Origin of the sequence: Paenarthrobacter sp. YIM B13468, from assembly GCF_042788025.1 — a bacterium.
Lineage (GTDB): Bacteria > Actinomycetota > Actinomycetes > Actinomycetales > Micrococcaceae > Arthrobacter > Arthrobacter aromaticivorans.
Genome location: NZ_JBHZPI010000029.1, coordinates 31,967 through 44,120, shown reverse-complemented (window position 1 = coordinate 44,120; position 12,154 = coordinate 31,967). Strand labels below are relative to the sequence as shown.

The window sequence follows — 12,154 nt, the reverse complement described above, 5'->3', positions numbered from 1 at the left end:
TTCTCGGAGGCAGAACGTCTCGACTGGCCGAGCATGAATCTCTCCGAGCGTTCCCGCCAATACAACGTTTGGCTGCAAGACGCCCAAATCGGTGGTGCCCTCCGCCAATTCATGGCTAGTGAGCAGGCCCGTGTTTGGATTAAAGATGGACCGATGAAGGAGTATGTTCGCGCCCTCCACGGCCATGGAAAATACGCAGGGTTAATACAAGAGCCCGCGCCCCCCGTGCAAGAAATCGTTTCGCGAGCTCTAGGCGGGGGCTGGGAACTGGTTGACGGTAGTCAAAGAGTCAAACCACTGCGAGTTGCAATCCGCAAGGGCGACGAAACTGCCGTCTTCGCATGGGGACTCGTTCGCGACTACAAGCATCTACTTTGGGCCGCCCTGTCCGCTACTGCCGAAAATGACTCGAAAAATTGGGTACTCTGTCTTACCTCTTCATTCACTAATCCAATCCCGAGAAATGTCGAGCTCCATAATTCACGTATAGCTAGACGATGCGGCCTAAGGGTCATACACCTTTCCTTGTAAGGTGTAATTGATGATGAGTCAGGAAGCTAAGCGCAGCGGAGACGTTGTCGAAAGTATATGGTTGGGGCTTGATGAGCGTCTAGGCCACATCCTTGCCTTACGGCAAGATGGTTTCACGCTTGAGTCAATAGCAAATCAATTGCACGTCACTCGTGAACGGATCCGCCAATTAGAAAATCAGGGTCGTCGGCAACTTAGTGTGGCATTTGCCCTAGCCTTACCCTATGCTGCAGAGACTTTCGAATCTTTAACTAACGAGTCCACACTGCTCGATATAGGCGAAGCGCAACGAGCAATCCGATCGGAGTGTCGACCGGGGACATTATCGCTTCTTCTTCATCTCGGGTTCAGTTTCTGCAAGGTTTGGGGTGAGCCAGTTGAAGGCTGGTGGACTAATGACCACAAAGCTTTCCTCCAACGTCTCATGACTGTCATAGCATCCGCACCATTTCTCCATGAAGACATGGCCGACATTAGCGCGATGGCTGGAATTCCGGCACACTTCCCCATTAGCGACGTCCTCGGGAGGCAATCTTCGGGAGTTCTCAAGGACATTAACGGCGACTGGATTCGAAGATCCTCCAAAAGTGCCGACTCTGCTTTTTTGTTGCTCACTAGAAAAGTGGAACCCATGGCAGCAGAGGAAATTGCTGCAGGCATCGGTGCCGTGTCTGCCAGAGCGTTGTCTGAGGCGTTGCGGAGAAGCCCTGACCGGTTCACCCAGTTAAGGCCAGAGGGAACCTGGGCTCTCAAAGACTGGCAGCATGTTGACGGTACCACGTACCGAGACGCCACCGAGGCAGTCATCGCTGCCGTCACGGACGCAGGACCGCTGAGCTTGCAACAACTCGTCTCTGAGACCATTAGGCGCTATCCGGTAACGGCCTGGCGCGTCGGACAATGCATCTTTAGTCGCGAAATCGGCAAAGTCGAAGGCGGCCTTTTCGACTTAGTTACTCGAGGCGCTCTTCCGGTCCCAGCCCAAGAACCTACCAGGCCGGCGCACATGGCTGACTCGGGCAATCTTCTAGGACTTCGCCTCGGAGTTACCCGTGACGTTCTCCGTGGTAGTGGCATAGGCGTAAGCACGTGGCTGACATGGAAGCTCGGCCTTCATTACTATCCGTCGCAGATTGAGTTCGATGGTGACTACCCGGTGATTGTGCGGCGTCATTCGAGCGGCGCAAGTATCTCAAGCCTGCGCTCTTTCGTTGTGGATTCAGGACTGCGGGAAGACTGCACAATCTTTGTAGTGCTCGATCGTCATCTGATGCAGGCACGGCTCCGGCACGGGCGCGACAAGCAATGTGAGCCCAGCTGATCCTAACGCCGCCGATCTCAGGGCTGCGATCGAGCACCACTAAAGGGCTGCTCGTGTCAACTGGCGTGCTAGGCCAGTCGGCGGAAGGCCAGAAATGGGAGCGAGACGGTGGTCCTGACAAACTTCCGTAAGAAGTCGGGCTAAGATCAAGGGATGCGTTCTGTCGAACTTTTTGCTGGTGCCGGTGGGCTTGCGTTGGGATGTGAACTGGCAGGTTTCAAGTCAATTAGAACTGTCGAATGGGATAAGTGGGCTTGCGACACCATCCGAGAAAATAAAGCGAACAACTATTCGCTCGTTCGCAATTGGAACGTCGTAGAGTCTGACGTGCGGAACGTCGACTGGTCTGATATCGGTGATATTGATTTAGTCGCTGGCGGTCCTCCCTGCCAGCCCTTCAGCATGGGTGGCAAAGCGCGTGCAGCGGATGACAAACGCGATATGTTTCCTGCGGCGATAGATGTCATTCGAAAGTTACGTCCTCGGGCCTTCATACTTGAAAATGTACGCGGCCTGACCCGATCAGCTTTCAGCAATTACTTTTCCTACATCCAGCTAAGACTTGCCCATCCCTTGATCACTGCAAGGGATGGTGAAATATGGTCTGATCATTATGCTCGGCTTCAGGCCGAACATACCTCGGGCCACAGTGACGAACTTGAATATCACGTTATTCCGACCCTGGTGAATGCGGCCGATTATGGAGTTCCCCAGCAGCGTCACCGCGTCTTCCTAGTCGGCTTTCGTGCCGATCAGCAAGCTGAATGGTCGTTTCCCGCACCAACGCATTCTTACGACTCCTTGCTGCATTCGCAGTGGATCTCAGGCTCTTACTGGGAACGCCACAAAGTTCCTCCAATAAAAAGGCCGGTATTGTCGGATCGAGATAATCGTAGAGTAAAAATACTTGGGGAGCTCCAGACTGCCGACACGGACCTTCTTGCTTGGCAAACAGTCCGCGACGCGCTCGTTGGTCTTGAGGAGCCAGCAGCTAACGGCTCAAAGAAGCATCTGAATCATGTTCTGCAGTCAGGGGCAAAGTCCTATCCCGGACATACCGGCAGCCCTCTTGACCTGCCGGCTAAGACGCTTAAAGCTGGTGGCCACGGCGTCCCGGGGGGAGAGAACATGCTGCGCAGGATCGATGGGTCTGTCCGCTATTTCACAATCCGAGAGAGTGCCAGGCTCCAAACGTTCCCGGATAGGTACGAACTTCACGGTTCCTGGGGTGAAGCTATGCGCCAGCTCGGCAATGCTGTACCAGTCAGGTTAGGACAAATCGTGGCTGCTAGTGTTGCTGAGCATCTCTTGAAGGCCGGATTCCGTTCGCAAGCCGACGCCCATATTTTGCGAGAGCTCTCCGCGATATGATCAATGTAGATATCCTTCAATTGGACGACCTCAAATTCTCAATACATTGCTATCCTGCGATATATCATCTGGACTAACATCAAGGAGGCACTTAAATTGGCGCGCATTCGATCGATAGAAAACGGTAAATCAACCGTCCATCCGCACCCTACAGAGGCTCACTGCACATGGCATATTGCATATGCGGACGATGGCTCTCGTTTGCTCACCTTGAATACGTATGGATCACTCGATAGGAAAATTGCTGGGAAACTTAGTCAGACCCTGCAATTCGATCAAGAGTCGGCCGCTACGCTCCTTGAGTTGATCTTGCAAACGTACCCAAGCCTAGGGAAGGAAGTGCGTTCTCCGTCGCAGAAATGACGTAAAGCGCATGCGACCAGAGCGACGGCACCACATCATTATCGTCCGGCGAAAATGTCAAGCGCTGATACGTGGAGTCCGGTCGCCCTTGAACAATCGACTCGGGGTCAGTCGTAGGCCAGCGTATGCATCGCCGATGGTATCCTCCTAGCCTGAGGTCCACAGTTCATCACTGCCTTGTACGGCGCTACTGCCATGCACGGCGCTCGGTCCGCCTGAGCAGGCAAGACCTTAAGTGGTTTCCTCTGTCGAGTACTTTTTTGACTACAATCGCTCCGAAGTCAGGACTGCTGGCGAGCACCAGCGAGCCGATAAAGTGTGAAGACTTCGGAGCGCACACAATGGAGCGCTCCAGCTCAACAATGTCCGCCCATAATTGCTCAAGCTGCTTTTTCCCAAAGAGTAGACACGCTGGTAGAGCGGAATCTGGTACTGCATCCTACGCTCCAAAACGCCGGCTAGCGTTCCATTCTCCACGTGAACCATTCATGCTTTCTTGAGTGTTGGTCGTAATGTGATGACATTACAACCCGATGCCAATGCTTATACAGGGCGGTAGCCCACGGCTTTGGCACGCGCTCGTTATACATCCGTCTTCGAAACCTCCGGATGTAAGGCTGGGGATCGCGGGCACACCGGTCATGGCGTGGTAGAAGATGCGCGACGCACAGGCGAAGGTTTTGTCGTAGATGTACTGCCCTGCTGACCATCAGCCCTCGCCCGCTGCACCAAAAACACCGACCCCAGCACCAGCACCGCCCCAACCAGCTGCCACACCGACAACGCCTCCCCCAGGAACACGAACCCAAGCACGGTAGCCACAAGCGGGCTCAGGAATCCCAAGAATGAGACCACCATCGTCGGCAGCCGTTGGATCCCCCGGAACCACACGGCATAGGCGACCAGCGCCCCGATGACGCTGAGGTAGGCGAAGCCCCCAAGATTGGACGCAGAAACCGATCCCGGTAGTCCTTCAATCAGCAGCGTCACCGGCACGAGCAGGACCCCGCCCATAGCAAGCTGCATCCCGGTGAACCCAAGCAGCCCCACGCCGTCGGGCCTCCCCCACCGTTTGGTGAGGACGATTCCGGCAGCCATGCTCAGCGCACCCGCTATCCCGGCAAGCACACCAATCACGGTCAGCGTCGCGTCGGAGCGCAAGACGAGCAACCCGACCCCGGCGGCTCCAACAGCGCAGGCAACCACGTGCGTCATACGGATCCTCTCCCCCAACAGCGGCACGCCAAGGAGCAGCACGAACAGTGGCTGAATCGACCCGACCAAGGCTGCCAGCCCACCCGGAAGCTGGTACGCGGTGAAGAACAGGAGGAAGAAGAACAGCCCGATGTTAAGTGCGCCCAGCGCCGCGGCCTTGAACCACCAAGTTCCCCGGGGCCACGTTCGGGTGACGAGCATGAGCACAATACCCGCCGGTAGGGCCCTCACTGTGGCGGCCAGGAGTGGCCGGTCGGCAGGGAGGAACTGCGTGGTCACCAGATAGGTGGAACCCCAAACCATCGGCGCGAGAGCGGTGATGAAGAGGTCACGAGGAGAGGCCTTAGCCATTGTTCACTTCCATACATTTCGATCTCGAACTATTTAACATAAGACAATCTAGGTGCTGTACTGTTTGAGGTCAAGCATGGGAGGGCAATGAACCGCGACGCAGTGGACACGATTCTTGACCAGTGGAACAGGGAGCGCCCCGATCTGGACGTCAGTTCCATGGGCGTCTTGGGCCGGCTCAGCAGGGCGAGTCGCCTGGCGTCACTCGATGTCCAGAAATTCATGAACCAGTTCGGGCTGGAGCCGTGGGAGTTCGACGTCCTGGCAACACTGCGTCGGTCGGCGGCTGAGGCTCCGCTGACGCCCGGCCGACTGGCGAGCCTGACCATGGTCGGCTCCGCAGCCATGACCAATCGTGTGGACCGCCTCGTAAACCGCGGCCTGATTCACCGCGAGACCAACCCTGAGAACCGCCGTCAGCTCCTCGTCAGCCTAACGCCCGAAGGACTAGCCCTCGTTGACGAGGTGGTTGAGCATCATGTGGAGAATCAACAGCGAATGCTGGAGGGGCTATCCAAGACAGAACAGGCACAGCTGGCGAACCTCTTGCGCAAGTTCCTGCTGTCAAACAACGACGGCGAGCCAAGTTAGCCACAAAGCAGAGTGGGACCCGCTTCTCCAAGCGGGTCCCACACCTTTCCTACTTCAAACAGCCGACAGGAATCACCCCAGCCCCACCGGCAAGTTTCCCACCGCCATATCCATGATGTTCAGCCCCTCGTCCACCAGGGCACTCCCCTGCGGCAGCGTAACGCTCGCCACCTCGAACGCCGGCGGAATGTCGATCTTCGTGGCGAACACGCGAGCGGGCTCGTCCACCCGCACCACCGTCGACGGCCCACCGATGTAGGCCTGCGTGTGCCTCTGGTGATAGGCCGACGAAGCAACCACAACGCTGGTATCCGAAGCGACTCCGGAGAGCCAGTTCGGCAGAGAAAGCGTCACCTGCCGGCTCTGCCCATTAGTGAAGTGCACGGTCGCGACGCCCGAGGACACGTTGCCGGTGGAGAACCCCGTCACCAGCAAGGTCCGCCCCTTGCCGGACACAGCAACTTCCTGCCCTGCAGCCTTCAAAGTATCCGGAGTCCCCACCGCCGTCGGATGCCAAACGGATGACACCCCAAACGCCGAATACCGCTCGCCCGAGCCAAGTCCAGCCGCAGCCAAAGCCTCCTCCGAGAACGTCCGCCGGTCAGCCGTAACAGCGCCATTCCGCGGGTTGGCCGCATTCGCCACCGACGTCTGGTTCACCGAAGAACCGAAAGGCAGCGCAGCAGGCGCAACCCCGGGGCCCTGGTAAGCGCCGATGTTCGGAGCCCCAACAGAAGAGGCACCAGAGGTGGGGTTACCGAAGAAGTCCCTGCCGCCGTCGTCGTTAATCTGCACACCGGCACCAAGCAGCGGCGACCCGGAAAGCAGCCGATACCCCGGAACAGAAAGCGTAGTCTGCCCACTCCCGCCAGCAACCAACCGAGGGTCACCCAGCACCGAACCAGTCTCGCCCGCGAGCGGCAAGATACCGCCGAAGTACGCGTTGTTCGCATATACAGCCGACGCGACTTTCAAACCACCGCCCGGTGCCACGAAGAGGTTGTTGCGGACCTCGCGCGGGCCGGTCATGTCGTCCAGGAAGGCGCGCGACGGGCAGTAGAAGGTGTTGTTGTAGATGTAGTGCTTGCCCGTTCCGCTGCTGCTGCCGCCCAACCGACAGTCGTCCTGGGCGATGTTGTACCGCAGCACCACGTTCGCCGCGGTGGCACCGCCGCCGCAGTTCGAGACGCAGTTCAGGTAGAAGCCGCCCGCGTTCCCGTACGAGTAGTTGTACTGGAAGAGGCAGGTTCCCACGATCTTCATGTCGCAGTCCCAGGCCGTGGAGTCGTACACAGAGGTGGTGCTGTTGCCCACAACGTTGAACTGGAATACAGGGTTCTTGGAGTTGTACGGCCACATGCCGGCGAAGTTGCCGCCTTCATAGGGGTGTGCGCCTTGGCCGAGGTTGAGTCCGCTGTTGTATTCGATGAGCGGCGCGTCGGAGTTGTGGAACACGATCGCGTCGCCGCCCACGTCGTGGATCTTGTTGCGCGCGACGTAGACCTTGGTGTTGTAGCGCTCGGTCGTGTCGGGAGCGGAGATCTTCACGCCACCGCCAGCGGCATCGTTCACCTCGTTGTCAGTGATGGTGATGCCGTCCACGGAGCCCTTGCCCCAGGTGCGCACCATGATGCCGGCCGACTGGGCAAACCCAGCGCCGTTCGTAGCCTTGTTGCGCCAGCCGGCTACGTCTTCCACATGGTTTCCAGTGACCACGATTCCGGCGGTCTGTGCCGTTCCGCTGTTCTCGAAGAGGATGCCCACCCTGCGCACGGGAGTGTCCGACGGGTTCACCACATGCAGTCCGCTGACCGTCCAGTGGCTGGCATTGGTGATCTGGATGGCCGCCACCGCGCCATTGCCGTTGATGGTGGGCTTACCGCCATCGCCATAAGAGGACAGTGTGATCGGGTGTTCCGCGACGCCGGTGCCCGCCGGCGTGAGCGCGCCTGTGCAGTCCGTGCCGGCCCGGAAGAGGACCGATTCGCCGGCGTTGAACGCGCCGTGGCCGTTGAGTTGGGCGATCGAGTTGAACGGGCTGGTCTGGGTGCCATCACCGGGAGTAGCGGCTGAGCAGTCCACGTAGAACTTGGCATCGCTGATCTGCACAATCAGCGCCCCGATCCTGCCCGTGGTGGACACATCAAACGGGCCAGTGCCGGTGGCGACCAGCTCCGTCGACCCGCCTGCGGCACCAGCAGGCACCACGAAGGTGATGGTCGCAACGCCGGTGTCGTCAGCAAGGGCGTCGGCCACGTTTTCGTCCCGGAGGGTCAGGCTAACGGGGCTCAACGGCTGCAGGTCACGAACGACGACGGTAGCCGGGGTCCCAGGGACAAGCGAGTTGAGGTTCGTCCCGGCTGAGCCCTCGACACGCAGCGGCGCGGCGAGGAATGCGTCGGAGCAGTTGATCTTGGCATCAGCCCAGTCGGCGTGATCGTTTCCGTTCCCTTCCGGGCCGGCCTCCACCTTCAGCTGCAGCGTGGTGCCGCCCCTGAGATCCACGTTGACGGGCAGGGCTCCGTCGGTTCCCTTCCGCTCCCCCGCGAAACGCTCCACGCCGTCCACCAGGACCTTGAAGTCCACACGGCCGCGGTCACCCTGGGTATCGTCCACACCCACCTGGGCGAGGAACTGCCGGCACTGCCCGCCGAGGTTATACGTAATGGACGACGCCGCGTGGGTGCCAAGACCCTTCGCATACACGGTGCCGCCGATGGTCAGCGGTGCGCGGCTGGCGTCCGCGAGCGCTTGGCCGCCGTTGCTCATGTCCAGTTCAGCGGGACCCCAGCCGTTGGTCATGCTTGACCATGGAACGTCGCTGGCATAGGCGACGCCGGTGGGCGGCGGAGGCAGTTCGGCTCCGGTTGCGGCAGGGCTGGCTGCGACTCCAGCGGTTACCAGCGTGGCGGCTGCCAGTACCGCGGATGCGGTGGTTGAGGCCAGACGCCTGGCCAAGGGTTGTGGGTGCAAGTGAGGCTCCTCATTGAGTGGGTTTCCTCAAGGAGTCTCTTGTGGTGGCACTGCGAAGAGCAACGAAATGCACAGGACTGAACACGCGGTCTCAGCGCCCTTAAAGCCTCACCTTGTAGACGTGGTGGGTGGATTCAACCGGGAAGTCATCCGTGAACTTCCCGTCTTTCACGGCGATGGTGCGGTTCTCGTTCACCACCTCAATCGTCTTGGGAGTGACACCCGTTGGCAGGGTGAACGTCCGCTGCCCGGTTTGCGCGTCCTGCGTCATCGCGAAAATGTAGGCGTCCCCGTTGTAGCTTTTCAGCATGGTGTCCAGCCCATCACCGAAGTTCCACACATAGCTCTGCGTGTTCAGAACCGGCGCCAAAGCCTTCACTTCCGCGTTGACCTCACCCATGGCTTGCACCTGATCCCGGGAGCACGCGGTGTTGTGAATGCGGACATCGGCGAGCGCATCTCCGGACATGCACGGGTTGTCGTCCCCACCCCCAGGTGACTGCGTGAACCACACGATTCCGCGCGACTCGTGGATGAGCATCGCCCACACCTGGGCCTTTACCCGGTCCGGCGTCATCTGGTCGGAGAGGTCATGCTCCCCTTCAGGACTAAGCACGGTGGGGACCATCCAGATGGGCGTGTAGACACCCCTGGCGGCGTTGACCTCCTGCATCACCTGCATGGCTTTCGCGTACGCGGACGACGTCTGGCAAGTGGCCGTCGTCGTCGGGTTGTATCCCTGGGGTGTGCGGAGCCGCCAATCGCGGCAGGCACCTGCGTAGTAGTAGTTGGACGTCGAGGACACGTCCACGGTCTCCCAATAACGCTTGGTGATGTCCATCGGTGCGTCGTAGCTGATGAGGGATGGAGTCCAGTTGGCGTAGGTAAACCGGCCCTCTTCCTTGGCCTTCAAGTCTTTGATCGTCTGGTTCATGTGGGCAACGCCCTCGTCCCAACCGAACCTGCCGTCCACCTCGTCGTCAACGTAGTTACCTGGTAGTTGCGCCCAGTTGTCGGGTGCGTTCTTTGGTTTCATCAGCGAGAACATGCCGTGCTGATCGAACAGGGCATAGTCAGTGTCCGGGTTGAACTGGACGTAGAAGTTGATGCCATGCGCTTTGTCGAACTGCATCTGTTCACCATTCGCGGATGCGTACCAAACTCCGATGGGGAAGAAGTTGGGATCATCCCACCCTGCGGCGTCGGCCTTGCTGAACTTCTTATAGAAATCAGGACCACCGTCCCAGGGAATCCTAGGGAGTTTGGCCAACACCGCCGGGGGCGTTGCGGATGGCGAGCCTGTGGATGACGCGGGCGCCGTGCCTGTGGGGATTGCTGACGGGCTCGACGGCGGGGCGCTGGGATCTGCTGTTCCGGTGCAGCCGGTGAGTAACAGGACGGCAACCGCTGCTGCCGCTGTGAAGTAGCGAACCCGCCTCATTGCTCCTCGATTCCGTCCCGATCGTGAAACCTGTCTATAGGATGACAGGGCTTTCCTCCAGCCCCTAACAAAACTTCGGCGATCCGGCTAAGCTCCGGTCCATCGCGTGATGGCTATGTTGCTAATGGGGGTAACGGTGATGTTCCGATCAAGGTGGACTACTGATGCGCAGCTCAAAGCGAGAAAGGCCCGACGTCGGCGACGCCCACTTTTCGTGGCCACGGCCTTGGCAACTGCCGCGGTTGTGGTTGCCGGGCTAACAAACGTTCCTGCCCAGGCAGACATGTCCGCCACCCGGGCTTTGAGCGTCCCCAGCAACAACTGGGATTACGTCACCATCAATACCAGCTACTTTCACGACGTTCTTGCCCGAGACACAGCAGGCGATCTGTGGGTGTATCCGGGTGACGGCCTTGGCGGCTGGAAGAAGCCGCGTTTCAAGATGGGCGAGGGCTGGAATGTCATGACCGCAATCGTCGGTCCGGGCAAGTTCCAAAGCGAGTTCACGGATGACCTCCTGGCCCGGGATGCCAATGGCGATTTGTGGCTCTACCCTGGCACTGGCGCTGGAATTCTCAAGCCGCGCATGCAGGTGGGCGTCGGCTGGAACGTCATGACTGCGCTCGTGGGACCTGGGGACTTCAACGGCGACTACATGGCAGATCTCATGGCCCGTGATGCCGAGGGGCGCCTCTGGCTGTATCCAGGAGATCACCAAGGCGGGTGGCTCCCCCGGTTCCAAATCGGCGAAGGCTGGAACGTGATGACGGCCCTTATCGGTCGCGGCGATTTCAACGAGGACCGGAAAATGGACCTCCTTGCCCGGGACACCAGCGGCGGCCTTTGGCTTTACCCCGGAAACGGAACCGGCGGGTGGCTCCCGCGGATGCAAGTCGGCGAAGGCTGGAACACCATGACAGCAATCATCGCCACCGGCAACTTCGACAACAATTACGAGGGATACGCGCAGATCATCGCCCGGGATACCAACGGCATACTCTGGCTCTATGCCGGGATTGGAAGCCGTCACCTGGAGCCGCGGAAACAGATCGGAGAAGGCTGGAACATCATGACGGCACTGGTCTGATCCCACTTCGCGTTTCGCTCGCAGCCCGACTGGGCTTGTCATTTCGGAAATTTCCGACATATCATCGTCGAGTGCTTCCTGACGTCTTCGGCGCCCTCGCGAACCCTTCGAGGCGTACCATCCTCGACAGCCTCCGCGAGGGCCCATTGACGGCGGGCGATCTCACTGGCCGCCTGGACCTCAGCCGCTCTACAGCGTCCGAGCATTTGGCGGTCCTGCGGGAAGCCGGCCTGATCCGGGAAGAACGGCAAGGCCGAAACAGGATCTACCACCTCGAGGCCGCGGGCCTGCGGGATGCCAGCAATTGGCTGAAGAACTACGAGCAATCTTGGAACCAGCGGCTCGACGCCCTGGCCGAACTACTTGATGAGGAAAATACCCCATGACCGAGAACGCCATCCGTCTTGAACGCACCTTTCCCCACTCCCGCGAGTCCGTCTGGGCTGCGCTGACAACGCCTGAACTCCTCGCCCGCTGGTGGGCTGCCGGCGACATCGCACCCGTGGTGGGCCACCGCTTCACCATGGACATGGGCGGTTGGGGTCAGCAGCAATGCGAAGTCACCGCCGTCGAACCCGGCACCTCCATCACATTCGTCTTCGCAGAGGGCGTCTTGGACACCACCATCACCTGGACCTTGGAAGCCACCGAAACCGGCACCGTCCTTCACTTCGAGCACGCCGGCTTCAACCTGGACACCCCCATGGGGCGGCAAGCCATTGAAGGCATGGGCAATGGCTGGCCAGGCCTCCTGGCCCGCATCGACCAAGTGTTGGTCAGCGTTAGTTAAGGCTCTTCCAGGAAGGCTTTGGTACGGCCCCAAAGATAATTTCTCGATAATGCGAAATGATCCGTAACTATTTGCCTGGTGACAAGGTGATTTCTTGTATTTGTGCTAGGAAAGCCTGTT

At 59.3% G+C, this 12,154-nt stretch carries 9 protein-coding genes and 1 pseudogene; 7 read left to right on the top strand and 3 right to left on the bottom strand.

Annotation, left to right across the window (positions count from 1 at the left end; translation table 11 throughout):
- Positions 1-541 precede the first annotated feature (541 nt).
- The 3 genes and pseudogenes from ACFX4T_RS22525 to ACFX4T_RS22515 form a co-directional block, all read left to right on the top strand.
- Positions 542-715, top strand: a pseudogene (locus ACFX4T_RS22525) (sigma factor-like helix-turn-helix DNA-binding protein); the annotation flags it as partial.
- Between the two features lie 447 nt (positions 716-1,162).
- Positions 1,163-1,852 (top strand): hypothetical protein, encoded by a 690-nt coding sequence (locus ACFX4T_RS22520; protein ID WP_377654330.1) that lies wholly within the window; start codon positions 1,163-1,165, stop codon positions 1,850-1,852.
- A gap of 153 nt (positions 1,853-2,005) precedes the next feature.
- Positions 2,006-3,223 (top strand): DNA cytosine methyltransferase, encoded by a 1,218-nt coding sequence (locus ACFX4T_RS22515; RefSeq protein WP_377654280.1) that lies wholly within the window; start codon positions 2,006-2,008, stop codon positions 3,221-3,223.
- A 1,002-nt stretch (positions 3,224-4,225) separates the two neighbouring features.
- On the opposite strand, the gene ACFX4T_RS22510 is transcribed toward ACFX4T_RS22515, so the two are convergent.
- Complete coding sequence (locus ACFX4T_RS22510) at positions 4,226-5,152, bottom strand: EamA family transporter (RefSeq protein WP_377654279.1); 927 nt, start codon at positions 5,150-5,152, stop codon at positions 4,226-4,228.
- Positions 5,153-5,239: 87 nt separating this feature from the next.
- On the opposite strand from ACFX4T_RS22510, the gene ACFX4T_RS22505 reads away from it, so the two are divergent.
- On the top strand, positions 5,240-5,743 hold the full coding sequence (locus tag ACFX4T_RS22505) for a MarR family winged helix-turn-helix transcriptional regulator (protein WP_377654277.1): 504 nt from the start codon (positions 5,240-5,242) through the stop codon (positions 5,741-5,743).
- A 72-nt stretch (positions 5,744-5,815) separates the two neighbouring features.
- Here the strand turns inward: ACFX4T_RS22505 and ACFX4T_RS22500 are convergent, their stop codons facing one another.
- Positions 5,816-8,716, bottom strand: a complete 2,901-nt coding sequence (locus tag ACFX4T_RS22500) for an NPCBM/NEW2 domain-containing protein (protein ID WP_377654275.1) — start codon at positions 8,714-8,716, stop codon at positions 5,816-5,818.
- A 100-nt stretch (positions 8,717-8,816) separates the two neighbouring features.
- Positions 8,817-10,157 carry a hypothetical protein gene (locus ACFX4T_RS22495; protein ID WP_377654273.1) on the bottom strand — a complete coding sequence of 447 codons (1,341 nt, stop codon included), beginning with the start codon at positions 10,155-10,157 and terminating at the stop codon, positions 8,817-8,819.
- A gap of 214 nt (positions 10,158-10,371) precedes the next feature.
- On the opposite strand from ACFX4T_RS22495, the gene ACFX4T_RS22490 reads away from it, so the two are divergent.
- From ACFX4T_RS22490 to ACFX4T_RS22480, 3 genes are all read left to right on the top strand, one after another.
- The gene (locus ACFX4T_RS22490) at positions 10,372-11,244 is read left to right on the top strand and encodes an FG-GAP repeat domain-containing protein (RefSeq protein ID WP_377654271.1); all 873 of its coding nucleotides are present in this window, start codon (positions 10,372-10,374) and stop codon (positions 11,242-11,244) included.
- Between the two features lie 71 nt (positions 11,245-11,315).
- Positions 11,316-11,630 (top strand): ArsR/SmtB family transcription factor, encoded by a 315-nt coding sequence (locus ACFX4T_RS22485; protein ID WP_377654269.1) that lies wholly within the window; start codon positions 11,316-11,318, stop codon positions 11,628-11,630.
- Entirely contained in the window at positions 11,627-12,034 is a 408-nt protein-coding gene (locus ACFX4T_RS22480; RefSeq protein WP_377654267.1) for an SRPBCC domain-containing protein, read from the top strand. The genes ACFX4T_RS22485 and ACFX4T_RS22480 overlap by 4 nt, the downstream gene beginning before the upstream one ends.
- The last annotated feature ends 120 nt before the right edge of the window (positions 12,035-12,154 follow it).

What these genes read in the sequence shown, in the direction of transcription:
- ACFX4T_RS22505 (WP_377654277.1), top strand. Translation starts at nt 5,240, where the DNA reads ATGAACCGCGACGCAGTGGACACGATTCTTGACCAGTGGAACAGGGAG.
- ACFX4T_RS22480 (WP_377654267.1), top strand. Translation starts at nt 11,627, where the DNA reads ATGACCGAGAACGCCATCCGTCTTGAACGCACCTTTCCCCACTCCCGC.
- ACFX4T_RS22510 (WP_377654279.1), bottom strand. Translation starts at nt 5,152, where the DNA reads ATGGCTAAGGCCTCTCCTCGTGACCTCTTCATCACCGCTCTCGCGCCG.
- ACFX4T_RS22495 (WP_377654273.1), bottom strand. Translation starts at nt 10,157, where the DNA reads ATGAGGCGGGTTCGCTACTTCACAGCGGCAGCAGCGGTTGCCGTCCTG.
- ACFX4T_RS22520 (WP_377654330.1), top strand. Translation starts at nt 1,163, where the DNA reads ATGGCAGCAGAGGAAATTGCTGCAGGCATCGGTGCCGTGTCTGCCAGA.
- ACFX4T_RS22515 (WP_377654280.1), top strand. Translation starts at nt 2,006, where the DNA reads ATGCGTTCTGTCGAACTTTTTGCTGGTGCCGGTGGGCTTGCGTTGGGA.